The sequence below is a fragment of the Paraburkholderia sediminicola genome (assembly GCF_902859805.1).
Lineage (GTDB): Bacteria > Pseudomonadota > Gammaproteobacteria > Burkholderiales > Burkholderiaceae > Paraburkholderia > Paraburkholderia sediminicola.
This window is the reverse complement of record NZ_CADIKC010000003.1, coordinates 767,467-792,300: the sequence shown is the minus strand read 5'-3', so window position 1 is coordinate 792,300 and position 24,834 is coordinate 767,467. Positions and strand designations below refer to the sequence as shown.

The following is a 24,834-nucleotide window of genomic DNA, read 5'->3' as shown; positions in this document are numbered from 1 at the left end:
GGATTAGAATTTTTCCTCGGAGGGTTGGCACGTTTCGCAGTGTATTGTTCGCGCACAACCCATACTTACACGGCCCCTGCATGTCTTACCAACACTTACTCGCTGAACTCGACCTCGGCTTCACCCGCTTGCGCAATCGCGTGGTGATGGGTTCGATGCACACCGGCATGGAGGATCGTTTCTGGAATTACCCGAAACTGGCTGCGTACTTTCGTGAGCGCGCGAAAGGCGGTGTCGGCCTGATCGTCACGGGCGGCATCTCGCCGAACCGCGAAGGCTGGCTGCTGCCCTTCGGCGGCACGCTGAACTCGGTGTTCGATCTGCGCAATCACCGCTTGCTGACCGAAGCCGTGCATGCGGAAGGCGGCAAGATCGCGTTGCAGATCCTGCATGCGGGCCGCTATGGGTACCAGCCTTTTGTCGTGTCGGCCTCGGCGCTCAAGTCGCCGATCTCGAAGTTCAAACCGCGCGCGCTTACCGAGGCCGGCATTGCGCGAACCGTGCGCGACTATGCCCGCTGCGCGCGCCTCGCTCAGCGCGCCGGCTACGACGGCATCGAGATCATGGGCAGCGAAGGCTATCTGCTCAACCAGTTTCTCTGTCCACGCACGAACCGGCGTACCGACCGCTACGGCGGCAGCATCGAGAACCGTATGCGTCTTGCGCGCGAGATTGTCGAGCGCGTGCGCGCGGTGTGCGGCGAACGCTTTATCGTGGTGTACCGGCTTTCGCTGATCGATCTGGTCGAAGGCGGCAACACGTGGGAAGAAACCGTGCAGGTCGCCCAGGCGCTCGAAGCCGCCGGTGTCACGATGTTCAACACGGGAATCGGCTGGCACGAAGCACGGGTGCCGACTATCGTGACCTCGGTGCCGCGTGCTGCATTCGCCGCGTTGAGCGCGCGCTTGAAGGCGGCGGTCAAGGTGCCGGTGATCGTGTCGAACCGCATCAACACGCCCGAGGTCGCCGAAGAACTGCTCGCTCAGGGAGCGGGCGATCTGGTGTCGATGGCAAGGCCGCTTCTCGCCGACCCCGAGTTCGTACAGAAGACCGCCGAAGGACGCGCGCACGAAATCAACACCTGTATTGCCTGCAATCAGGCCTGCCTTGATCACACGTTCAAGAACCAGCGTGCGAGTTGTCTCGTGAATCCACGTGCGGGACGCGAGACCGAACTGGTCTACCGGCCGATCGCAGGTCAGCAGGCCGCGCGCTCGGTGGCGGTGGTCGGCGCGGGTCCGGCAGGACTTTCCGCCGCGACCGTTGCGGCCTCGCGCGGACATCGCGTGACCTTATTCGATGCGAGCGCAACGATCGGCGGCCAGTTCAATCTGGCGATGCGCGTGCCGGGCAAGGAAGAGTTCAGCGAAACAATCCGCTATTTTCAGAGCCAGTTGGAGCGGCATCGCGTCGACGTGCGCCTCGATACGCGCGTCGATACTGCCCTGCTCGCGGCAGGCGGCTACGACGATGTGATCATCGCCACGGGCATCGTGCCGCGCAGCCCGGCGATCACCGGTATTAACGGGCCCAACGTGCTGTCTTACGTGGATGTATTGCGCGGTGCGCCAGTGGGACGCCGCGTCGCGGTGATCGGTGCGGGTGGGATCGGCTTCGATGTCAGCGAGTTTTTGCTGCATCGTTCCGGCGATCCTCTGCCCGTGCCGCGCGATGCATGGCTCGACGAATGGGGTGTCGATCTTACTGTGCGGGAACGCGGCGGTTTGAAACCGCCGGCGCCGGCGCAGCCGGTTCGCGAGATCTGGTTGCTGCAGCGTAAGGCGGGCAAGCTCGGCATGGGGCTCGGCAAGACCTCCGGCTGGGTGCATCGCGCGACGCTGGCAAGAAACGGCGTGAAGATGCTCGGCGGCGTGTCGTATCAGGAGATCAGCGAACGTGGTTTGAAGATCGCGCGTGAAGGGGTCGAGGAATGGCTCGAGGTGGATACGATCGTCGTGTGCGCGGGACAGGAGTCGTTGCGCGATCTGCACCCGGAAACGGTGGCAGGTGCTGCGGACAGGTCAAATGGCGCGAATGGCGTTAGTGGCGCGAATGGTGCGAACGGTCCGCGCTATCACGTGATCGGCGGCGCAAAAGTCGCGACCGAACTGGATGCGAAACGCGCGATTCGCGAGGGTGCGGAGGTGGCAGCGGCGCTCTGACCCAGCGAAGGGCGGAGGTGGCGGCGGCGCTCTGACCCAACGGAGGGCGGAGGTGGCCGCGCCGCCCTCCTTAAGCGAGCCCCTTCTTCTGGTAATCGAACCAGAAAGACAGCCCCACGCTGGCCAGAATCACGATCGTCGCGATGACCGTCGAACGCGTCACGGGTTCGCCGAGCAGCAATGCGCCGAGCGCCACCGCGACCACCGGATTCACGTACATGCAGCTGCTGGCGATGATCGGACTCGTATGCCGGATCAGGAAGCCGTACGCGACGTAGGCCGTCATCGTGCCGATCAGCATCAGGTAGACGAAGGCCAGCACCGGCAGAAAATGCACTTCCATCATCCGCTCGCCCGACACCCAGGCGACCATGGTCGACATCGCGCCGCCGAGGCCAATCTGCAGCGACGTCGACAGAAACAGGTCCGACGGCAGCTTCAACCGCCCGGCCAGATGCGCGCCGCCTGCCCAGAAAAGCGCACCGCACAGAATCGCCAGACTGCCGCCCGCCGATCCCGGCGCGGTATCGCCGTGACTCAGGATCGCGATGCCCACCAGCCCGAGGCCAACCGCGAACCACTCGCCTCTGCCGATCTTGCGCCCCGCCACCGCCGCGATCACCGTTGCGAAGAGGGGCACGGTCGCGACCATCACCGCTGCGGTGCCGGTGCCGACCGTGCGCATGCCATAGGCCAGCATGCCGCTCGACAGGCCAACCAGCATCGTGCCGACAAGACCGGCATTGCGGATTTCACCCGCACTCGGCCAGACCGGATTGCGGCGCGCGGCGAAGATGAAAAGCCCTATCCCGGCAAACAGATTGCGCAACCCTGAGAGCAGCAAGGGCGGAAACGAACCCAGCGCGACGTGCACGGCGAGATACGTCGAACCCCATACGAGATAGACGACGGCGAGCGCGAGCGCGATCTGTCCATTGCGGGACTGCGGCAAGCGGATGGGGAAACCACGCAGAAAGCGGCTGGGGAGTTGCGGCGCCATACGTTCAAGCCGCCCATGCCGCTCGAGGTGCTGCGCCCCCGCTGAAGACCCTGTGACGGGATGGCGGACACCGCATCGGCGATGCGGTCTGACGGGCGAGGCTGGCGGACATGTCGGTGGAACGGAAGGACGATAGATGGCCAATGGGGCCACAACACCGCGGCAATCGATGGAAATCGATGGAAATCGAGCCACGGCTGACACACGCCAATTGTTGGGCGCGCATCGCATTATGCAGTAAGCGCCCACCGCGTCGCCTGAAAGAATCGTAACTTTTTTGCGTGCTTGCAACAGAAAAGCCGGGGACATATCCCCGGCTTTGGGCTCGCCTGCGACACCGGCGTTCAAGCTATGCAACCGGCATCGCCGGCAACACTCAGTTGGCCATGGCGCCCGATGCTTCGTGCTTCATGCCCATTGCGTCGCTGCCCTTTTTCATCTTGTCGTGCTTCATCGTGTTCTTCTTCATGCTGTCTTTCGACATGGTGTCTTTGGACATCGAATCCTTCGACATCGTGTCCTTGGACATTGCATCGTTGGACATTGCGCCGCTTGCCTGCGCGAACGCGGCGCCGCCGCTGGTCAGAAGAGCGACGGCCATTGCTGCGATTGCGAACTTTTTCATGGGATGACTCCGTTTTGTAGTGGATAAACCTGACCCGGCCTCCAAGTTGTGCCGGGGTACTTCCGAAGCTTCTGCCGCCCGGGGTCGCGCGTCCGTCATTGCACGCGCCGACCCGCGCGCGTCAGGAGCCTCCGAACCAGTTGTAGCCCTGGTCGACCCAATAGCCGCCGGGATACGTGTTAGTGACGAACATCTCGACGATGTGCTTCGGATTCTTGTAGCCGAGCTTGGTCGGCATGCGCAGCTTCATCGGGAAGCCGTATTTCGCGGGCAATCTCTGGCCGTCGTATTCGAAGGTCAGGAGCGTTTGCGGATGCAGCGCGGTCGGCATGTCGATGCTTTCGTAGTAATCGTCGGCGCATTTGAAGCCGACATACTTCGCGCTCGTGTCCGCGCCGATGCGCCGCAGAAAATCGGCAAACGGCGTGCCGCCCCAGCGGCCGATCGCGCTCCACCCTTCCACGCAGATATGCCGCGTGATCTGCTCGGCATGCGGCAGCGCGTACAACTCGGGCAAGGTCCAGACGCGCTGACCGGTGACGAGGCCGCTGATCTTCAGCTTGTAGTCGGAGGCGTCGACATCGGGGACGTCGTCGATACCGTAGAACGCGTTGAACGGAAATGGCCGCGTGATTTGCGCTTCCGTGTAGGTCGGCGCGAGTTGCTTCGGATCGAATAGTGCGGCCTGCGCGCGGTCGTTCAGGCGCGACACGGCCGTCAGGAATGCGGTGACCGAATCGTTGTCGGTGAGCGAGCAACCCGTCAGCATCGACAGGCCACCGAGCGTCAGAAGCCGCTTGCCGAACAGGCGCCGCGACGGCATCGCGAGTTCGCGCCGGGCGTCGATCAGGATCGATTCGCGGTCGAGCTTGTTGCCGGACATAACCGCAGTTTTGCGATCGGGTTGTGTATCAGGTCGGGTCATGATTCGATGTCCTTAGGCTTTGCGTATCCGCTTGTCCGTGTATCTACGGCCTAGCGTCCGCGCAGCATCGCCAGCAGCGAGCGCGGCACGAGGGCCACCATCACCAGATGCACGGCAATAAACGCGGCCATCAGCGACATGGCGCAGAAGTGGACGATGCGTGCGTTGTCGTAGCCGCCCATCAGCTCGCGGAGCAGCGGAAACTGCACCGATTTCCAGATCGCGAGGCCCGAGAGCACCAGCACGATCAGATCGCAGACGACGAACAGATAAGCAAATTTCTGCACCGCGTTATAGACACGCAGATCGGCATGCGAGAGCTTGCCGGTCAGCGCGGCGATGAAGTCGTGCAGCACGGCGCGCGGCGAGACCGGCAGGAACTTGCGCATGAAGCGCCCGCTGGCCAGGTTCAGCGCGAGATACAGCAGACCGTTGAAGACCAGCAGCCACATCGCCGCGAAGTGCCATTGCAGCGCGCCGCCTAGCCAGCCGCCGAGCGTGATCGCAGGCGGAAACGTAAAGCTTTTGAAGATCGGCGAGGCGTCATAAATGCGCCAGCCGGACAGCATCATGAGGATGGCCGCGAGTGCGTTGAGCCAATGCGTAACGCGCACCCACACCGGATGAATCGTGCCGCTCTTCGGCATGACGGGCGGAGCAGTTTTGCTAAGAGCGTGGGGGGTGGCCATGAGAATCTCCGGTGAAATGGGCGAGCGCTGCGGGGGCGTCGCGCGATCAGTTGCAGGCAGCGAGCTCGCCCACTTGCAGCACGTCGCCGGTCGCGGCGTTCTCGACGAAAGCGACGACGCCGAAGTGGTCCGCCGGGGCATTCGCATCGACATCGTCGATACGGATATCGCGGCGGATTTGCGCATTACCGGCAACCAGCGGCACGGGGCCGATCCATTGCCGCACGACGCGCTCGTGATGCAGCGTTGCGCCGCTGTTTTCCCCTGCCCTGACCTGCGAGTTCAACGCGTTCTGGTAGACCGCGACGTAGGCATTCAGCGGGGCCGTAGGGTTTGCCGCCTTGCTGGTGAATTGCGCATCGACATTGAAGGCGCCTTTCGCCTCAGGTTTCAGTTCAAGCGCCACGTTCGCCTGCGCTGGTTCGGCGACGACCTGGCCGACGCGGCTCTGGAAACTGTCGCGTTGCGACCAGCTGCGCAGTTCGCGGCCCGATACGAAGATCTCGGGCGTATAGACGGTGTGGCCGCCTGCGAGGTCAGTGAGGGTTTGCTGACGCTCGGTAAAGCGATGTTGCGAGAAACGGTCGGTCCAGCCGAGGCTATTCCAGTAGTCCACATGCAACGCCAATGGCACGATGCTTTGGCTTGCACCACTGTTTTTCCATTGGCTCAGCCAGTTGTCGGCGGGCGGGCAGCTATTGCAGCCTTCGCTGCTGTAGAGCTCCACCAGCGCCACGCGGTGCGATGGGCTGTGCGACGCGCACACGGCGCCGGCCGCGCTTGCAAGGCCGCTGGCTGAGAGGGTTGTCAGCGCTACAGCTAGCGCGATTGCGCGAGTGACATACCGATTGTCTCGGCGGGTTCGTGTGGTTTGCATGGCGTGCTCCATCAGGATCTGCACGTTTGTCGAACCACAAGCCCACTTATGACAGCCGGTTTTGAATTTTTATTTTGTCTGGGTTGTTCGCCTACGGTCGAGACCGCTCCATGCAGTTTATCGCCGCGGGGCGCGGTGTGTCTGTACGCTGGCGCGGGCAAACCGCCCCAGAGCGCCCCGCGGCGGGTGTCTCAGTCGTAACTCACGACGACCGTCACCCGGGTATCCTGCCCGGCACTCTTCGGTGCAAGCGACAACACCCCGCCGTCACGGCCAACGCGGTAGTGGCCGTTACTGGCCGCGCCAAACGCATGTCCACGGCTGTCGACAAAACGCTCAGTCAACGCATCGCCCGGCGCATCGGCATTACGCGCCGTCGCGCCGCTGTTCACCTGGAGCGCGACATCGGCGCCCGTCGCCACGCCTGGCTCAGCGCTAAAGGTCAGCGTGACCGCTGACCCCGACTGACCGAGCCGAGCGCCGCCGGCATCGACACGCGCCCCGGCGGGCGCCACCGAAATCTCCAGTTGCGGCGCCACGATCGCTCCCGAAAAACTGATCGTTCCTCCATTCGCGGCCACCGCCGGCACTGGTGCTGCAACGAGCGCAACCAGCGCTGCCATCGCCGCGACCCCGCTGAGCCCATCAAACCGCCCCATTTCCGTTTTCATCAGCACCTCTCCTTGAGCCGTCTCAAATCGCATCGCGCCATTGACGCGCTGCCCACCGCCGGTCATCCGGCTGGGCAACGGCCGCCCCTACAGGCGGATTAACGGCAGCGCGACGGCGGCCTTGAACGACCAGATGCGATATCGACACGCCGCAGCGCGTATCCACGGCCCCTCCCGGCGGCAATTAAGGAGACGCCCGGCCCGTGCTAACATTCACCTTTCGATTGCGTCGATCAAGCTTTCCTTTCGACGCTCCCCCACTACTTTTCGCACTCTGCCGGCTACCCGATGCGCGTTCCGTTCTCCCGAGCCCTCACCCGCTTGCGCCCCCGCCGCGCAACCGGTTGTGCGCGCGCGGACATCGCGACGCCACACGCCGGCCAGCCGTCCCGAACGCTCCCGCTTCCCGCCGCCCGGCGCCCGATCTGACGCAACTCCCCTTCATTGCCGGGGCCGCGTCGTCGGGCTCCGGGCCGATCTCATCCGCACGCAGTCCCCTTACATGCAGATCGAATTGGAGAACCCGTCATGAAAAAGACGAAAACCTGTTACCTCACCGAACTCGACGTCGCCCGTCTTGAAAAGCACGCGGCTGCGCCCGGCGCTGACGCCAAATTGCAGGACATGCTCGACGACGTCCTGGAGCGCGCTGTGATCGTCGAATCGCGCGACATTCCCGCGAACATCGTCACGATGAATTCGCAAGCCACGCTGGTCGATGAAACCAGCGGCGAGCAGATGACCTGGACCGTTGTCTATCCGCCCAACGCGGACTTCGCACACGGCCGCCTGAACGTGTTTTCACCGGTCGGTCTTGCGCTGCTCGACGCCAAACGCGGCGAGCGCATTCGCTTCACGCCGCCGAGCGGCACGGAGAAGGTCCTGAAGCTTGAAAAGATCCTGTTTCAGCCCGAAGCGGCCGACGATTTCACGCTGTAAGCCCAAGCGATTCACGACGCAGAACGCTGCGCCGCATCATTCCCGGCAGCCCTATCACAATAAGAATAGTGCGTGGCTGACGGGCGTTATCTCGAACATCTGACTTTTTCAAGACGGGTTGCCAAGCAGCGCCTGGGCGGTGTATCGTGTGCGCTGCTAACGCGGGGGTCCTGCGTGGCACGGAGGTTGGAGGTCCGTGTTGCGTGGGTGAGAAATACCCTTTGAACCTGATCTGGATAATGCCAGCGCAGGGAAGCGTACGGATTTCGCACCTGGTCTACCGTTTCATCTCTCGCGAATTCCGACAACTTCCGTCTCGTCTCCTGCTTAGCGGCCCCACACATGGGACCGGAGTTAGCGCTGAAGCGCCAACTCCCGTCGACCGCAACAAGTTGCATGGGACCGGAGTAAGGCGCTAAAGCGCCAACTCCGGTCGACACAGGAGATAACGCATGAACGCCAACCCGAAGTTCCTTTCCGCCGACGCCCACGTCGATGCCGCCGCTGTCGCGCCGCTGCCGAATTCCCGCAAGGTCTACGTGACCGGCTCGCGGCCCGATATCCGCGTGCCGATGCGCGAAATTTCCCAGGCGGATACGCCGGATAGCTTCGGCGGCGAGAAGAATCCGCCGGTCTATGTCTACGATACGTCGGGCCCCTACTCCGATCCGGAAGCGAAGATTGACATCCGCGCCGGTCTGCCCGCGCTGCGTCAAGCCTGGATCGAAGAACGCGGCGACACCGAAGCGCTGACGGGCCTCTCGAGCGACTTCAGCCGCGAACGCGCCGCCGATACCGCGACCGCCGATCTGCGTTTCAAAGGTCTGCACCGCACGCCGCGCCGCGCCATCGCCGGCAAGAACGTCTCGCAGATGCACTACGCGCGCAAAGGCATCATCACGCCGGAGATGGAATACATCGCGATTCGCGAGAACCAGCAACGCGCCGCGTATCTGGAGACGCTGAAGACGAGCGGCCCGAACGGCGAAAAGCTCGCCGCGATGATGGGCCGTCAGCATCCGGGCCAGGCGTTCGGGGCGAGCGCCTTCGGTCCCGACGGCCTGAAGGAAATCACTGCGGAATTCGTGCGCGAAGAAGTCGCCCGCGGCCGCGCGATCATCCCGAACAACATCAACCACCCGGAAAGCGAGCCGATGATCATCGGCCGTAACTTCCTCGTGAAGGTGAATGCGAACATCGGCAACTCGGCCGTGACCTCCTCCATCGGCGAAGAAGTCGACAAGATGACCTGGGCGATCCGCTGGGGCGGCGATACGGTGATGGATCTCTCCACCGGTAAGCACATTCACGAAACGCGCGAGTGGATCATCCGCAATTCGCCGGTGCCGATCGGCACGGTGCCGATCTATCAGGCTTTGGAAAAGGTCAACGGCAAGGCAGAAGACCTGACGTGGGAAATCTTCCGCGACACGCTGATCGAACAGGCCGAGCAAGGCGTCGACTACTTCACGATTCACGCGGGCGTGCGTCTGCAATACGTGCCGCTGACGGCCAAGCGCATGACCGGTATCGTCTCGCGCGGCGGCTCGATCATGGCGAAGTGGTGTCTGGCTCACCACAAGGAAAGCTTCCTGTACGAGCACTTCGAAGACATCTGCGAAATCATGAAGGCGTACGACGTGGCCTTCTCGCTCGGCGACGGCCTGCGTCCCGGCTCGATCTACGATGCGAACGACGAAGCGCAACTCGGCGAGTTGAAGACGCTCGGCGAACTCACGCAGATCGCGTGGAAGCACGACGTGCAAACGATGATCGAAGGCCCCGGCCACGTGCCGATGCAGTTGATCAAGGAGAACATGGACCTGCAACTGGAATGGTGTGACGAAGCGCCGTTCTACACGCTGGGACCGTTGACGACCGATATCGCCCCGGGCTACGACCACATCACCTCGGGCATCGGTGCGGCGATGATCGGCTGGTTCGGCACGGCAATGCTCTGCTACGTCACGCCGAAGGAGCACCTTGGGCTTCCGAACAAGGACGACGTCAAGACCGGCATCATCACGTACAAGCTCGCCGCGCACGCCGCCGATCTGGCGAAGGGCCATCCGGGCGCTCAGGTGCGTGACAATGCGTTGAGCAAGGCGCGTTTCGAATTCCGTTGGGAAGACCAGTTCAATCTCGGTCTCGACCCGGACAAGGCACGCGAATTCCACGACGAAACGCTGCCGAAGGATTCGGCCAAGGTCGCGCACTTCTGTTCGATGTGCGGCCCGCACTTCTGCTCGATGAAGATCACGCAGGACGTGCGCGAATTCGCCGCGCAACAAGGCCTCTCCGACGACGACGCGCTGAAGAAAGGCATGGAAGTGAAGTCGATCGAGTTCATGAAGAAAGGCGCCGAGATCTATCAGCGGCAGTAAGGTAGGGATCGCGGGCGCACTAGCACGCGCCCGCCATTCGAAGCTTCTGCGTCACGCTATTGCAGCACCGAAGCCCGCCACTGGCGGGCTTTTGCGTTTCTGCGCGAGCGGGCACGCCGCATGCTGACAGATGGGAAACATTTGATTACGAAACCGACACCTTGCTGACAAGCTCACACATCCGGATACGGGCTGCGGCGATAAGATCAAATGTAAGGACGGGGTGATTCATCCATTTCCACGAATTTGCACGAAGCTTTGTCCAGACACAATGAATGGAGTCAGCATCATGAAATCGATTCGTCAACTCAGTACGTTCGCTGCGATCGTCGCGGTTGTCGCCAGTCTTTCCGCGTGTGACAACATGACCACGCGGCAACGCGATACAGTGATCGGCGCGGGTGTGGGCGGCGCCGCAGGCGGACTGATCGGCGGCAATGCACTGTCGACGATTGGCGGTGCGGCTGCGGGCGGCATCATCGGCAATCAGGTCGGCAAGTAAGCGCAAACAGGACCAGCGCCATAGTGGGTGCTTCGCGAAATGCTTTGCAATGACGTGAAATAAGCCGTTACGGTTTTGCAATCCTGTTGGCGCTGCGGCGGCGTAAGCTCAAGCCACTACGCTGCGGATGGCGGCGTCCGATGTAACCAGGAGCACGTCATGAAGTCCCCCGTCATCAAGTCTCTTTGCGCAATCAGCCAGCGGCTGCCGCGCGGCTTGCCCCGTCTTTCTCAAACCGGCATCGCGTTAGCCGGCGTGGCCTGTGTGCTGACGCTGTCCGGCTGCTACTACCCGTACGGCTACTATCCAGGCTACTACCCGTATTACGCTTACGGCACTGTTCCGGCGAACGGCGCCCAGCAGGATGTCCCAGTCGGGACGGCCGGCGATTCGGCCACTTCGCAGCAGCAGGCCCAAGCCCAAGCTCAAGCGGCGCAGCAGGCGCGAGCCAATTCGCAATCCCAGCCGGCCACCTACGCGGTGGCCCAGCCGCCCGTGTACGTTGCCCCCGCTTATCCCGTCTACTATCCGCCGCCGGTCTATCCGGCCTATTACGGCTATCCGGGCTGGTATGGCCCGTCGGTTTCGATCGGCGTCGGTTTCGGCTGCTGTTGGGGAGGCCGCGGTGGCTGGGGTGGCCGCGGTCACTGGCACTGAATCCCGCAGCCGGAATTTGCTGATGTGCTTTGACCGTCCCGTGCCCGCAACTATCGGGGCGCGGGGCGGACTGCGTGCGTTGCAACGTGCGTCCGCCGTTGCCCGATAGTCGGCCTTCCCGCCAGCACGCGCCATGCCGCGCCGGACAGGCCTCACGCGCATCATGCCGTGACGATCCCGCCACGCAAGACGCGGCGTTCACTTCGCTCCTTCGCCCGTACTTTCCCTTCTTGACGCGCTCCAATCGGGCCCTATGCTTGGGGAAGCCACACGCAGTACCTGTTTAAATAAGCGACCCGGCACGTCTTCGACGCGCCGCCGGCGCCCATCCGTCCTGCCAGAGCGACGCGCCCCGCAGTGCGTAGTCCCGCGTCGAATCGAACAACAACGAAGGAGACGTGATGTTTCACCAACTACTCACCCCCGTCGGCAATTCGCTACCGCTCTCGTTCCTCGTCGCCGCCTTGCCGATCATCGTCGTGTTGCTGTTGCTCGGCTGGGCGCGCCGGCCGGCCTGGCAGGCCTCGCTCGCGGGCCTGATCGTCGGGCTGATCGTGGCGATTTCCGTCTGGCAGTTCCCGGTTGGACTCGCGGCCGCTTCCGTGGCCAACGGCGCGGTGTTCGCCTGCTGGCCGGTGATGTGGATCGTGTTCACCGCGATCCTGCTCTACAACATCTCGCAGCGCTCGGGCCGCTTCGCCGCTTTCCGCATGTGGATGATCGATAACCTGCCGAACGACCGCCGCGTGGTGCTGGTGGTGATCGGCTTTTCGTTCGGCGCGCTGCTCGAAGGGATCTCCGGTTTCGGCACGCCGGTCGCGATCACCAGTTCGCTGTTGATCCTGCTCGGTTTTCCCACCCTCGAAGCACTCACCTTCACGCTGATCTTCAACACCGCGCCGGTTGCGTTCGGCGCGCTCGGCGTGCCGATCACGGTGCTCGGCGCGGTCACGCACCTGCCGGCCGATTCGCTCGCCAAGATGGTCGGCCGCCAGTTGCCGTTCTTTGCCTTCCTGCTGCCGTTCTATGTGATCGGCGTCTATGCGGGCTTTCGTAACATGCTGCGCGTGTGGCCGGTTCTGCTGGTGTCCGGTGCGAGCTTCGCGCTGACGCAGTTCGTCGCGTCGAACTACGTGAACTACAGCCTGACCGACGTGTTGTCGTCGATGGTGTCGCTGATTCTCACCATCGCGTTCCTGCGCGTCTGGAGGCCTGCTGCCGATCCGAAGTTCGCGGTCAACATCGATCGCGTGGGCGAGGTGCGCGGCAAGATCAGCGGCGGCCAGGGCTGGTATCCGTGGATCATCGTCTCGGCGGTGGTGATCGTCTGGACCGTCGCCAAGATCTTCCTGATCGGCGACGTCAAACTACCGTGGCCGGGCCTCGACAAGGCCGTGTTCATCACCCTGTACAACACGCCGTACGGCGCGGTATGGGACTTCCAGCCGCTCGCGACCGGCACGGCGATTCTGGTGGCCGCCATCATCACGACGTTCGTGACGGGCCTGAGCGCGCGCGAATTCGGCAAGGCCGTTGCCGACACGTGGGTCCAGACGCGCATCGCCATTCTGACGGTGGCGACCATCGTCGCACTCGCCTATCTGATGAACTATTCGGGGCTCACCTACACGCTCGGGCTCGGCGCCGCATCGGTCGGACCGTTCTTTCCGCTGGTATCGGCCTTCCTTGGCTGGGTCGCGGTGTTCCTGTCCGGCAGCGACACCTCGGGCAACGCGCTGTTCGGCAATCTGCAGGTGGTAGCCGCCCATCAACTGAACCTGAACCCGATCCTGATGGCCGCAACCAATTCGTCGGGCGGCGTGATGGGCAAGATGATCTCGCCGCAAAACATCTCGACCGGCGTGGCGACGACCGAGCTCAAGGGCAAGGAAGGCGTCGTGTTCGCCAAGACCTTCAAGCATTCGATTCTGTTGACGGTGGTCCTCGGCGTGCTGGTCTGGCTGCAGCAGAATTTCCTGCAGGGAATGATCCCGCACTGAGGCGGCATCTGGCCCATCGACGTAACTGTTCGCACCTGCTAATTCCTTGAAGCGGCAGTTGCGTGGTGGACCAGGATCACTGGTGCGTTGCCGCAATATAATTCACGCTCCACATGCGCTTACCCTGTCGGGTCTACACCCGGGGCACTCACCGCATCGATCTCATCGCAATTTTTCTCACATTAGCGTGAGAATTGCTCGTTTTGCAGCCGGCGCGCCCGCGCTTACGATAGCGGCTATCAAACGTCCTCCATCCCCGGATCTTGCCGTTTCATTCCAGCCTGAAACGTTTCGCGCAATCGCGCTGCTACGATGCTTAGGCGTCTCGACTCAACCGCGCGCGGCGCCACGACAATGAATGCCAAAAACCTGCTGCAACTGCTGATCCTGGCCGCCCTGTGGGGCGCCTCGTTTCTGTTTATCCGCGTCGGCGTGACCGACTTCGGCGTCGCGCCACTGATGGCGTTGCGCGTCGGCATCGGCGCGGCGTTTCTCGCCGTCGTCCTGATTGCGCGCCGGCCGCTGCGCGAGTCCGCGACAATCCTGCGCACACGCGCTTTTCCATTGCTGGTGGTCGGCATCATGAATTCGGCGGCGCCGTTCTGCCTGTTCGCCTATGCCGAGTTGACGCTGTCGGCGGGCGTGACGTCCGTGATCAATGCGACCACGCCGCTGTGGGGCGGCCTCGTCGGTTTCCTGTGGCTGCGTGACCGCCTGAGCGCGCTGCGCACGCTCGGTCTCGTGATCGGTTTTCTCGGCGTCCTGATGCTGGTATGGGATCAGATCGCCGCACCCAACGGCTCGGCCGCCACACCGACGAGCACCGCGCTCGCAGCCGCCGCCGCGCTCGGCGCCACGCTGCTTTACGGCATCGCCGCCAATTACACGAAACGCCATCTGACTGGCGTCGACGCATTGACCGTCGCGACCGGCACGATGACCGGCGCCACCATCGTCCTGCTGCCGCTCGCCGTGATCTACTGGCCGGCCGCGCCGATCTCGCTGCACGCGTGGGCCTCGGTTATCGCGCTCGGTATCGCGTGTACCGGCGTCGCGTACATGCTGTTCTTCCATCTGATCGCGGTGGCCGGGCCGGCACGCGCGATTACGGTGACCTTCGTGATTCCGATCTTCGGCATTCTGTGGGGCGCTCTGTTTCTCGGCGAAACCGTGTCGCTGGGTATGCTGGAAGGCTGTGGCGTGATTCTCGTCGGCACCGCGCTTGCCACTGGCGTGGTCAAACGTCTGCCGTGGGTCGGGCCGCGCCGCGCCGACACCTGAGAGCCGCCTCGCACGATACGTTCGGCGCGATCCGGCCCCCGCCTGCCGCCTCCGCGAGGGTCGCGCCGACACAGAACACCACCTCCCGCGATACCTTCAAGGTCGCCGCCCTCCTGTCTTGCCCCGCTCGCCGCTTCAGCGGCCTCGCAACGCATTCCGGTCACCCAAAAAAATAGCCCGCACTCCGTTTGGAGTGCGGGCGAAACCGTCGCCCTACGAGGATAGGCGACGGGGCCACCGAGGCCGCGCGCCGTTCGCGCAGGCCATCATCGGGCTAAGCACCGGTTCGTTCGCCGGTGCTGAAAGGGTCTGGGAATCGCCGATTGAACACTCGCCGCAAACTCACGTCGGATGTTACGAATCCGGCCCCATGAGTCTTTAAAAGCAGCTTGCGTGCCAGTTATAGAGATTTACAAGAAATTGTTCGCAAACCATTGATTTTTATTACATTATTTTGCGAAGAAAGGATGCTGGCAGGGTCTGAGGAGGGGGCTTCGCGAGTTACGTCACCGGGGTAACGTCACGTTACATGCGGCCGCACAAGGGCGGCCGCATGGACTCGTTTCATGCGTTTGAAGCGAGCCGACCATCACCGCACCGGCCATTTCGTGCGTTGCGCGGCCGTATGCCGGACCCGCAAACCCGTTGGCCGCTGCGTCTCGCGCCGCTCCAGGGCCGCACCGCAGACAAGCGCCAGGACGAGCAAGCTCGCCGCCCACATCCAGTAAGGCATCACGTCGAACATGGTCATCTCCCCGTTAAGCGTCGCCGGTTCATACCGGTGTTTCAGACGGAAAGCAAAACACGTGCGCGCCGTGATAGCGGTCTCCGGCTTACTGCGCCGTCGATAAATTGCGGACATAAAAAAACCCGCCCGGAATCGCCTTCCGGGCGGGTTTTCAGACAGCGTTCGCTGCTTGGCTACAGCTTCGTTCAGTGCAACTGGTCGACCATCAGACCCATGATCTGCTTGGCCTGCGAGCTCTGATCGATAGCCCCCTTGTCGTCGACCACCGCCACGCGGGTCTGGTCAGGCGTCACCGCGCGCACGTTCACGAGATACTGCTTGGCGACCTTTTCCTTCTTGCCGTGGAACACCTGGCTCCAGAAGCCCTGCTCCGCGGATGTCAGATCCTTCGGATCGACGTAGCGCACGAAGTACAGGCCGCGGCTCGCGTCGCGATCGTCGACCGTGAAGTTGCTGCGATCGAGCGCGAGGCCCACGCGCAGCCACGCACGGTCATACGGCTCGCTGAGCGTCAGCTCGGTGGACGAGAACTGTGCCGCGGTGGTGTTTGCCGAGTCATCCGGCATGGGTTGTTGCGCCGACAACGCCACGTTTTGCGCCGCCGTGGCCGCAGCCGCCGATTTCGCACCTGCCGTAGCCGCGTTCGGCGCCGTTTGCGCCCCCGCCGGCGAGAGATCGGCGCTTTGCGTGCTGCGCGAATCGGCCAGCGCCAGCGCTGCCATCAAGCGCTTCAGATATTCCTGTTCGAGGCCCGGATCGTTCGGCTTGGCTTCCCACTTGGTCGACTCATTGTTCGTACCGGTGATCGCCTCGCGCATGCCCTTCTGACTAATGAACACATAGGTGCCGCCGTTCGGCGCCGTTTCGAGACGCGTGCGGTACTTGTTGCGCTCAGAACTCACGTAGCTGTTGCCCATTGCCTTGGACAGCGTGTCGCGAATCAGCCCCTCGTTGATCGAAGCGTGCGTTTCGTTCCAGTCCGTTTCCATCACGCCCTTGTCGCGCTGGTCGACTACCAGCAGGAAGCCTTGTTCCTGCCAGAAACGGCGGATTGGCGCCCATGCCTGGTCGGGCGCCTTGTTGTCGATGACGAGCCAGCTTTCCGTGCCGTCGCGCTGAATGTGCATGCCGGTCACCTGCGGCACCACCGTCAGGGTGTTGCCGGCCGGTGCTTGCGCCTGGACCTGCTTGAGCGTGGACAGCGAGGTTTCGCCGCCTTGCGGGGGCAACGAACGCTGATCGGACGTCTCATCGATCATGTTCGGCGGTACGGCAAGTGACACTTGCTTCGATTTCGAGTCGCTTTTGTAGTCGATTTTGGTCGGCGACGAGGTGCCGCAGCCGGCGACCAGACCGCCTGCCATCAGCATTACTGCAAACCGCTTGGTAAGACGAAGATCAGTCATGTTCGGGGAATCCTTCCGCTACGCCACGGCAAGTTTCCGTGGATCAACCCAACATTTTACCGATCCCGGCGAGTCATGTGCAAAAACCCGGGTTTGCCCGTGAATTGAGCAGCACGCGGACGGCAAAATTCGGGCGGCGTCGAAGGGTCTGGAAACCGACGAATCGCAGCGAAGCGCGTCCCTTCCATCTCGGAAAAACGCCACGCTTCACGGTGACGACCATGTCCCTCCGTCGCAAATTTAACAGTTCACAACATTTCTCAAACGCCTGTAGGGCGTGATCTAGCTCCTTGTCAGATCATTGTTTTAAAAGGCACTTTCCACTTTCGCTGCAGACCATTTTCGAGATTCGCCGAAGCGCCGCGCGCCGCTCCTGACAACGATCAGGAAACCTGAGTGTTATCTTGAATTGGACGTCTCAATAAAAATTGAGCGTTCCAGGTTTCCCGATACTGAGACAGGTTGCCATGCCAAATTCCTCTTTCTTACCAGCCTTCGCGCTCCCGGCAATGGCGGCCGCCCTTTTGTGTGTCAGTGCCGATGTGCGTGCCGAATTGGGCGGCACGATGCCCAGCCAGGCGATTTCGACGGCCGCGGCGCCCCAAACCTTGCTGAACGGCGCCTTACACCTGCGCACAACGACCGACGCAGGCAGCACCACCATCAACGAGTACGCGACGAATAGCGGCCAGATCGTCGCTTACACGTGGCAAGGCCCGACCATGCCGGATCTGCGAGCACTGCTGGGCGGGTACGCCGACTCCTACAGGACGGGTGCCGCCGCATCGGCGCCGGACGGCAATCTGCACGCCTCGCGGGTTGTCAGGCCGGATGTGATCGTGGAATCGGGTGGTCCGATGCGCGGCTATGTCGGTCGCGCGTGGCTGCCGGCGGCGCTGCCCGCCGGCGTCACCGCCGACGACCTCCGCTAACGCGGGCAAGCCGGCAATAAGCCGCCCCGAATACTCGCCCTGACACGCCATGAAGACCTCTTCCCGTCTCCGCACCCTGCTTCTGACTTGCGCCGTGCTCGCTGGCTGTGGTGGCGGCGGTGGCAGCAGTACGCCGGCTGCCACCACCCAGGCGGGCTCGACGAGTCCGAGCACCGCGAGCCCGCCGTCCGGAAACACGGGCGTCAGCGTGACGAACTCCGTGCCGCAATCGAACACGCCGAATGTCCAGCCGATCACGGTCAGCGCCGCGCCGGGTCTGACGCGCAACATGCTGACCACGAGCGTTACCGTCTGCCAGCCCGGCACCAGCAATTGCGCGACGATCGACAATATTCAGGTCGACACCGGCTCGCAGGGATTGCGAATTCTCGCCTCGGCGCTGCCGGCCAGCCTTCCGCTGGCGGCCGTGGCCTCGGGCAGCGGCGTCGCGGGCGAGTGCGCGGTATTCGGCGGCGGCTATACATGGGGCGCGGTGCGCGGCGCGGACGTGCGGATGGCCGGCCAACTGGCCGCCTCGATTCCGATCCAGCTGATCGCCGACCCCACGCTGCCCAATGTGCCCACCGACTGCGCGGGTTCAGGCCGCGCGATGTTGACCGTCGCGAACCTGCGCGCCAACGGCATTCTCGGCGTCGGGCTGTTCTCAGCCGATTGCGGCAGTGGTTGCGTCAATTCTGCCCTGCCACGCTGGTATTACAGTTGCGACGCCAGCGGCGCCTGCCTCGCGAGCACGCAAGCCCTCGCCCAACAGGTGACCAATCCGGTCAGCCGCTTCGCGCTCGACAACAACGGCGTGGTGATCGACCTGCCGGCGATCGCCGACGCGGGCGCGCCCAGCGTGTCGGGCTCGCTGATATTCGGCATCGGCACTCAGGCGAATAACACGCTGGGCGGCGCAACCGTCTTCAGGACCAACACGCAGACGGGCTATGTGCGCACGACCAGCGCCGGCCAGACTTATGGGCAGAGCTACCTCGACAGCGGCTCGAACGGCCTGTTTTTCAACAATAGCCAACTGCCCCAATGCGGTTACTGGTACTGTCCGAGCTCCACGCAAACAGCAAGCGCCTCGATCGCCGGCACGGATGGCGTGTCGAGCACGGTATCGTTTTCGATCGGCAATTCGAACGCACTGTTTGGCTCGTCGAATAACGCCTTCGCCAACCTGGCCGGCATTGCCAGCAACAGCTTCGGCTGGGGCCTGCCATTCTTCTTCGGACGACGCGTCTACACGGCGATTGCATCAAGCGTGACGTCAGCTGGGCCGGGACCGTATTACGCGTTCTAAGTGCCCGACGCCGGAGCCACCTTGCACGGACAATCGCGGTGGACGGATTCGAGTGAGTGCCCGAGCAGGCCTGACGTATATCGAGCGCCAAACTCCCGCCTCAAACAGAAAGATCCTACAGACCGATCGGCTTTCTCCGCGCGGAAAATTCCCAAAACTCTCATCCCCCGCTTATTTGATATGCCCTGACTGCAATAATCGTCGTTTCCGGCTAGCGTCGTCTCGATATCGTTAGCTCTGCATAATCTAATAATAGTGAAACGATGGAAGTCACCTTTTCGCTCGACGATTTCGAGCAACTCGTCTACACGCAGCAGCATACGCAAGCCTCGCTTCAGCTCATTGCGGCACTCGCACTGCTCCAACAAACGCGCGGCGAACTGAACGAAAGCTTCAGAGCCTCAGGCATGATCGGCCTGACTCCCAACGAGCAGCGCCAGCGTTTCTGCACGCGTCTGACAAGCGCAGCGTCTACGTTGTTCGCCGATCCGGATTTCCGGCCGCCCACCGCCTACGTCAAATTGTTTTTCACGCTGCATGAATGGATCGGCACGCTGTTCTCGGCCGCAGCGTTCGGCAATGCTGACCACGTCATCCGTCATCTGAATCCTCGCGGCGCGGCGGACGCACAGTTTCTGCCGGGAGACAGCTTCATCGAGAAGCTTTGCGTGCTCTATTCGACCGAATCCGAACTGGAACTCGACTTCGCCTCGCTCTGGGCGTACGACAAAACGATCGCGGCCTGCCTCGCCCTCGCTTTGCTGGCGCCGGTCTTCAATGGCTCGCCAGGCGCGCATCTCAAGCGCGAGGCGCTGCTGGAGTGGCTGCCCGGCAAGCTGCAGCACATCGACGATCTCGACGATCTGCCGTCGGCCGTGCTGCACAACGCCTATATGTTCTGCAGCTATGCCGATACGCCGCGGCGGCATGCGATCAAGCAGGACATCAACGTACTGGTGCGCCGCAAGCTGGAGCAACTCGGCCTGATCGACTTGTCCGCGCCAAAGCGCGCGCCTGCCAAAGGCAAAACGCGGCGCGGCAAGAAGCCGCTGATGGTGGTGGTGCTGGAATGGTTCAGCGGCGCCCATTCGATCTACCGCACGCACTCGCGTACGCTCGAAGCCGCACGCGAACATTTCGAGGTGGTGGGTTTCGGCTTCGATTACGCGCTCGACGAAGTGGGGCGGGACGTCTTCGACCGCTTCATCGAACTGGAGCAGCCCGACTACATCGGCGAATGCCTGAAAACGATTCGCGACTTCGCCGAGGCAGAGCAGCCGGACGTGTTGTACATGCCGAGCGTCGGCATGTTCGTGCTCACGGTGTTCATGTCCAATCTGCGTATCGCGCCGTTGCAGATCGCGGCGCTCGGCCATCCCGCTACCACGCATTCAGACAAGATCGACTACATCAGCGTCGAGGAAGATTATGTCGGTGACCCGGCCTGCTTTAGCGAACGTCTGATGAAGCTGCCGAAAGACGGTCAACCGTATCGCCCGTCCGTCGCGTTGCCGGACATCGTCGCGCAGATCCCGTCGCGGCGCGAGACGCTGCAGATCGTCATCACCGCCAGCGCAATGAAACTCAATCCCGGCTTTCTCGACGCGTGCCGCGAGATCGGCGCGCGTGCCGCGACGCCCGTTGAGTTTCATTTTATGACCGGTGTGCCGTCGGGTCTGCCATTCGACCGTCTGCGCGACGCCATCGTGCGTGCGGTGCCGGGCGCTGTCGTGCATGACTTTCACGACTACGCGGCGTATCTGGCGCGCGTCAACCAGGCCGATCTCTTCCTGAGCCCGTTTCCGTTCGGCAATACCAACGGTATCGTCGATGCCTTGACGCTTGGCTTGCCAGGTGTGTGCAAACGCGGGCCGGAAGTGTTTGAGCGGATCGACGGCGCACTGTTCGAGCGCGTGGGCATGCCCTCGTGGACTACCGCGGATAGCATCGAGACGTTTGTCGCGGCGGCTGTACGCATGATCGACCAGCACGACGAGCGTACAGCCCTGCGCCAACGTCTGATCGATACGCAGGCGGTGCAGCGCTGCTTCGAAGGGCGGCCGCAGGCGTTCGGCGAAAGCGTGCTGAAACTGATGCGCGCAAACAAAAGCCGCCTCGCGGATGGGGCGGCTTTCGGTTTGTGACTCGCGGTTTACGATTTGCGGTTGAGCAGGCGCTAGCTAAGGCTGGCTGCGCCCGTTGCGAGCAAGGCTTTATTCGGCAGCTTCGCTCGCAGCAGCAGGGGCAGGCGTGGCGAGCTTTGCAGGCGCCAACCAGCTGAATACGCTCAGCGCGGAGCCGTGGAACGTGCACTCCGCTGCCGCGGCCGTATTGACCTTCTTCGGCTTGGCCGATTTGAGCGAAACTGTGGCGCCCCCCGAGGCAGCGAGGCTCGCCGAAGCTGCCGTCGCACCTGAAGCTGCCGCAGCCGTCACGCCTGAGGCAGCCGCCGCGGCCGAAGCCGAGGAAGCCCCCTGCGCCACTGACACACCGGACGCCGCGCGCACGCCGGAAGCCGGCTGAGGCGCATTCGCCAGTTTCGCGGCGGATGCCGCCGCGGATGCCGCCGAAGCAGCCGCAACCTCCGAAGCCGTCATCACATGCTCGATCGATCCTTCGACGACCACCCGGGAGCCGTCGATAGCGGTGCCCGTATGGGCAATCTTCAACGTATCCGGCGACGACGTTTCAGCCAGCTTGCTTCGCATCAACTGCTCGCATGCATCCGAGTTCTTGTAGACGGCCGTGCAGGCCGCCAGCAGCGCTGCAGCAGTCGTGACGCAGGCGATAGAGAGAATCCGAACTTTCATTGATGTTCCGTTTTGCAAGCCGTCGGCAATTGTAGCTTACGGGCCGACGGATCGGCACCGCCGCCGCCCACGGAGCGACACAGGCAGAAGGCCGGAGACCGTGACGCGGCACCGCGCAAGGAATGGCCGATCCGCGCATCGCACAAGACAAAGAGACGACAAAGAGACGGCTTGACCGCGGCGCCCTGGATCGGCATCGTGTTGACCGGCCGCTATGCTGCGGCGCGCCGCCGCCTCTTCAGCCTTGTCCACATCATGGGTAAGGATCCGTTTTCCCACTGCGCATTGACCGGCTTTCCCGCATGTTCAGCCTTGCCCTGCTCGCCGTCGCCGCCTACGCCGCGACTAACATCGACAACCTTTTCGTGCTGCTCGCCTTCCTCGCGGAAACGGGCGGCCAGCGTCGGCGCGTGATCGCCGGGCAGTTTGCCGGTTCGCTGATCTTGATCGTGGGGTCGATTCTGCTCGCCGCATTGTTGACCCGCTTACCTGCCGGCTATGTCGGGCTGCTCGGTATCTTGCCGATCGGCGTAGGTCTGAGCAAAGCATGGGCTCGCTTTCGTCCCGGCAACGCGGATCAGGTGCAAGAGGCGCAGGCCACGGCGCACACGCGTTCACCAGCCAGCCCGGCTACGGCGGCTACGGCCGGCCCAGGCTCGTCATGGTGGACAGTCGCGTGCGTGGCGGTCGCCAATGGCTCGGACAATCTGGCCGTCTACGTGCCCCTGTACGCGAGTCATTCGCATAGTGAGGGCATGTTCATTTCGCTCGTGTTCGTCGTCATGATCGGCCTGTGGTGCGCAGGCGCGGTGTGGCTGGTGGAGCATCCGTTGCTGGGCGCGCCGATCCGCCGCTACGGTACCGCGTTGCTGCCGCTGATCCTGCTGGTCATTGGCGTCTCGGTGATCGTGCAGAACGATACCTTACGGATCGTGTTCGGTATCTGAGGCGGACCGCGATCCAGTCGCCGGGCAGTGAGGTGGCCACACCTGAACCTGAAAGCCTGCGTGGCCTGAATCCGGGTCCAAACCAGAAATCCTGCAGTCCGTGCCGGGATGCGCTGCTGCCAGCGCGCGATGCAGCACGACCGACTGTCGCCGGCGCGAACGCTCAGTTCGACGGCATTTGCGGCTGCACGTAGGTGCGTACGCCGGCGAGCGGCGAACCGTAACCACCCGACTGGGTGTTGTTCGGCAACCCATTGACCAGTTGCGCGCGCGGATCGGTCGGATTCAGATTCAACTCGCCCGCCTGCTGGTTACCGTGCGTGGGATATTCGCTGCCACGCGCCGCGTTCGGCATCACACGGGTACTGTTTTGCGGCGCGTTGATGTCGTCCTGCACGCTCAGGCCCTGTGCGCCAACCTGCGTGGCGACGCCGCAAGCAACCGCGCACAGCAGAACCCCCACTACTCTCGACGACCTCGATGTTCGTTTCATACCGACCTCCGGCTAAGTGCAAAGTGAAATGAAAGACAATCATGTCCGCGATTCCAGTACAGGCGCACCAGCGCGCGGCAGACGCTGATCACATCATTTATACGCGCTACCTCGTCTTTCGGATTCGGCAAAATCTGCCCGCCCGCCGCAAAACTGCCGAACCGGGTGCCCCGTGCGCTGAACTAAGCCGCGAGGATGCGGGACTACCAGGACACAGCAAATACCTCAAGCGCATATCGTTATGCCGATTGGCGATTTCTTTCCAGGCGGATCGCGCCCGATAATGGCTGCCATGAATACCCACTCCACTCCCCAGGCCCGCGCGCTGCGTTCCACGCTCGTGGCACTGAGCGCGGCGCTGCTGCTAGCCGCCTGCGCCGCTCCGACGGCACCGGCCTCGTTCACGGCGGCCGATTCCACCTCGCTCGATGCCGCCATTTCGGGGCCACAGCGTAGCGACAGGAACCGCGCACGCGATGTCTACCGCCATCCGAAGGAAACGCTGCAGTTCTTCGGCGTGACGTCGTCGCAAACCGTGCTGGAGATCGCACCCGGCGGCGGCTGGTACACGGAGATACTCGCGCCCTATCTGCACGACCACGGCAAGCTGTACGAGGCGCAATACGACAGCCCGGACGCTGCGTCGGCGGCGGAAGAGCAGGCTGGCCGGGCGTCATTCGCGCACAAGCTGGCAGCCACGCCGGCTATCTATGGCAACGTGGTGGTCGGCACGCTGCGAGCAGGCCAGTTCAGCGGCTTTCCGGCCGATGGCAGCGTTGACCAGGTGCTGACCTTCCGCAATATCCACAACTGGATCAAGGACGGGCAGATCGACGCCAATCTGCGCGCCTTTTACACGGCACTCAAACCCGGCGGCATCCTCGGCGTCGAGGAACATCGCGCGGCGCCGGGCACGTCGCTGCAACAAACCATCGACAGCGGCTACGTGACTGAAGCCTATGTCATCGAACATGCGCGAGCGGCAGGTTTCGAACTGGCGGCCCAAAGCGAGGTGAACAGCAATCCGCGCGACACGAAAAACTATCCGCACGGTGTGTGGTCGCTGCCGCCCACGTACGAAGGCCACGACGTCGACCGCGCGAAGTACGCCGCAATCGGCGAATCGGATCGCATGACCTTGCGCTTCGTGAAACCCAGGTAACACGCACGACCGGCCCGGGTTTCAGCGCGCGCCAGCCGGGATAGGCCGTTCCGGCCGGTACGCGCCTCACCTCACCGGCGCTTGACGCGATCCTAATAATATGTTCCTATTGCGCACTATGTACCGCGCCCAGACCATCCTATCGCTACTACTAGCCCGCTCTACCGGGCTAGGTCTGCTGCTGCGCGCTTCCATCTGATACACCCGAAGCACCGCTCAATTCCCCAGTAACTGACCCAGCCCCGGTTTCCGACCGGCGGCCATGCTTTGTCTTTTCGTCGTCCGGTCGACAACCCAGGTTGATCGATCCCAAGG

At 63.0% G+C, this 24,834-nt stretch carries 22 protein-coding genes and 1 riboswitch; of the genes, 12 read left to right on the top strand and 10 right to left on the bottom strand.

The genetic code is table 11. From position 1 onward, the window contains the following. The first annotated feature begins 80 nt into the window (after positions 1–80). Positions 81–2,162, top strand: a complete 2,082-nt coding sequence (locus R8871_RS16000; RefSeq protein WP_175051296.1) for an NADPH-dependent 2,4-dienoyl-CoA reductase — start codon at positions 81–83, stop codon at positions 2,160–2,162. Between the two features lie 70 nt (positions 2,163–2,232). Here R8871_RS16000 and R8871_RS15995 read toward each other — a convergent pair whose 3' ends face one another. From R8871_RS15995 to R8871_RS15970, 6 genes are all read right to left on the bottom strand, one after another. After that, a complete protein-coding gene (locus tag R8871_RS15995) occupies positions 2,233–3,162 on the bottom strand; it encodes an EamA family transporter (RefSeq protein ID WP_175051295.1) in 930 nt (309 codons plus the stop codon). A gap of 376 nt (positions 3,163–3,538) precedes the next feature. Next, entirely contained in the window at positions 3,539–3,787 is a 249-nt protein-coding gene (locus tag R8871_RS15990) for a pentapeptide MXKDX repeat protein (RefSeq protein ID WP_054039770.1), read from the bottom strand. Between the two features lie 121 nt (positions 3,788–3,908). Further along, the gene (locus R8871_RS15985) at positions 3,909–4,712 is read right to left on the bottom strand and encodes a molybdopterin-dependent oxidoreductase (protein ID WP_246287584.1); all 804 of its coding nucleotides are present in this window, start codon (positions 4,710–4,712) and stop codon (positions 3,909–3,911) included. Between the two features lie 50 nt (positions 4,713–4,762). Then, positions 4,763–5,401, bottom strand: coding sequence for a cytochrome b/b6 domain-containing protein (locus R8871_RS15980; RefSeq protein ID WP_175051294.1), 639 nt, complete (start codon positions 5,399–5,401; stop codon positions 4,763–4,765). Between the two features lie 46 nt (positions 5,402–5,447). Beyond that, positions 5,448–6,278, bottom strand: a complete 831-nt coding sequence (locus R8871_RS15975; RefSeq protein WP_175051293.1) for a DUF1223 domain-containing protein — start codon at positions 6,276–6,278, stop codon at positions 5,448–5,450. A 191-nt stretch (positions 6,279–6,469) separates the two neighbouring features. Continuing rightward, positions 6,470–6,949, bottom strand: a complete 480-nt coding sequence (locus R8871_RS15970; protein WP_246287583.1) for a hypothetical protein — start codon at positions 6,947–6,949, stop codon at positions 6,470–6,472. A gap of 528 nt (positions 6,950–7,477) precedes the next feature. On the opposite strand from R8871_RS15970, the gene R8871_RS15965 reads away from it, so the two are divergent. The 6 genes from R8871_RS15965 (at position 7,478) to R8871_RS15940 (ending at position 14,712) form a co-directional block, all read left to right on the top strand. Next, complete coding sequence (locus tag R8871_RS15965; protein WP_175051292.1) at positions 7,478–7,888, top strand: GreA/GreB family elongation factor; 411 nt, start codon at positions 7,478–7,480, stop codon at positions 7,886–7,888. Between the two features lie 153 nt (positions 7,889–8,041). Continuing rightward, positions 8,042–8,160: riboswitch (TPP riboswitch) on the top strand. A gap of 180 nt (positions 8,161–8,340) precedes the next feature. After that, positions 8,341–10,272 carry a phosphomethylpyrimidine synthase ThiC gene (thiC, locus tag R8871_RS15960; RefSeq protein WP_175051291.1) on the top strand — a complete coding sequence of 644 codons (1,932 nt, stop codon included), beginning with the start codon at positions 8,341–8,343 and terminating at the stop codon, positions 10,270–10,272. A 289-nt stretch (positions 10,273–10,561) separates the two neighbouring features. After that, positions 10,562–10,774 carry a glycine zipper 2TM domain-containing protein gene (locus tag R8871_RS15955; RefSeq protein ID WP_093643054.1) on the top strand — a complete coding sequence of 71 codons (213 nt, stop codon included), beginning with the start codon at positions 10,562–10,564 and terminating at the stop codon, positions 10,772–10,774. Positions 10,775–10,933: 159 nt separating this feature from the next. Further along, positions 10,934–11,431 carry a hypothetical protein gene (locus R8871_RS15950; protein ID WP_175051290.1) on the top strand — a complete coding sequence of 166 codons (498 nt, stop codon included), beginning with the start codon at positions 10,934–10,936 and terminating at the stop codon, positions 11,429–11,431. 401 nt (positions 11,432–11,832) lie between these two features. Further along, the gene (locus tag R8871_RS15945) at positions 11,833–13,431 is read left to right on the top strand and encodes an L-lactate permease (RefSeq protein ID WP_175051289.1); all 1,599 of its coding nucleotides are present in this window, start codon (positions 11,833–11,835) and stop codon (positions 13,429–13,431) included. Between the two features lie 354 nt (positions 13,432–13,785). Continuing rightward, entirely contained in the window at positions 13,786–14,712 is a 927-nt protein-coding gene (locus R8871_RS15940) for a DMT family transporter (RefSeq protein ID WP_246287582.1), read from the top strand. 589 nt (positions 14,713–15,301) lie between these two features. Here R8871_RS15940 and R8871_RS15935 read toward each other — a convergent pair. Together R8871_RS15935 and bamC are read right to left on the bottom strand one after the other, a co-directional pair. Continuing rightward, a complete protein-coding gene (locus tag R8871_RS15935) occupies positions 15,302–15,457 on the bottom strand; it encodes a hypothetical protein (protein ID WP_175051287.1) in 156 nt (51 codons plus the stop codon). 188 nt (positions 15,458–15,645) lie between these two features. After that, the gene (bamC, locus tag R8871_RS15930) at positions 15,646–16,866 is read right to left on the bottom strand and encodes an outer membrane protein assembly factor BamC (RefSeq protein WP_175051286.1); all 1,221 of its coding nucleotides are present in this window, start codon (positions 16,864–16,866) and stop codon (positions 15,646–15,648) included. A gap of 509 nt (positions 16,867–17,375) precedes the next feature. Between bamC and R8871_RS15925 the strand changes: the two genes are divergently transcribed. From R8871_RS15925 to R8871_RS15915, 3 genes are all read left to right on the top strand, one after another. After that, the gene (locus tag R8871_RS15925) at positions 17,376–17,798 is read left to right on the top strand and encodes a DUF2844 domain-containing protein (RefSeq protein WP_246287581.1); all 423 of its coding nucleotides are present in this window, start codon (positions 17,376–17,378) and stop codon (positions 17,796–17,798) included. 49 nt (positions 17,799–17,847) lie between these two features. Then, a complete protein-coding gene (locus tag R8871_RS15920; RefSeq protein ID WP_175051284.1) occupies positions 17,848–19,107 on the top strand; it encodes a DUF3443 domain-containing protein in 1,260 nt (419 codons plus the stop codon). A gap of 263 nt (positions 19,108–19,370) precedes the next feature. Further along, positions 19,371–21,251 (top strand): glycosyl transferase family 1, encoded by a 1,881-nt coding sequence (locus tag R8871_RS15915; RefSeq protein ID WP_175051283.1) that lies wholly within the window; start codon positions 19,371–19,373, stop codon positions 21,249–21,251. Between the two features lie 69 nt (positions 21,252–21,320). On the opposite strand, the gene R8871_RS15910 is transcribed toward R8871_RS15915, so the two are convergent. After that, positions 21,321–21,917, bottom strand: a complete 597-nt coding sequence (locus R8871_RS15910) for a hypothetical protein (protein WP_175051282.1) — start codon at positions 21,915–21,917, stop codon at positions 21,321–21,323. Positions 21,918–22,219: 302 nt separating this feature from the next. Here R8871_RS15910 and R8871_RS15905 point away from each other — a divergent pair, with 302 nt between their 5' ends. Then, positions 22,220–22,864: a cadmium resistance transporter gene (locus tag R8871_RS15905; RefSeq protein ID WP_175051281.1), complete on the top strand. Its 645-nt coding sequence runs from the start codon at positions 22,220–22,222 to the stop codon at positions 22,862–22,864. Between the two features lie 163 nt (positions 22,865–23,027). Here R8871_RS15905 and R8871_RS15900 read toward each other — a convergent pair whose 3' ends face one another. Beyond that, complete coding sequence (locus R8871_RS15900) at positions 23,028–23,357, bottom strand: hypothetical protein (protein WP_175051280.1); 330 nt, start codon at positions 23,355–23,357, stop codon at positions 23,028–23,030. 283 nt (positions 23,358–23,640) lie between these two features. Here R8871_RS15900 and R8871_RS15895 point away from each other — a divergent pair, with 283 nt between their 5' ends. Further along, on the top strand, positions 23,641–24,519 hold the full coding sequence (locus R8871_RS15895) for a class I SAM-dependent methyltransferase (RefSeq protein ID WP_175051279.1): 879 nt from the start codon (positions 23,641–23,643) through the stop codon (positions 24,517–24,519). Positions 24,520–24,834 lie beyond the last annotated feature (315 nt).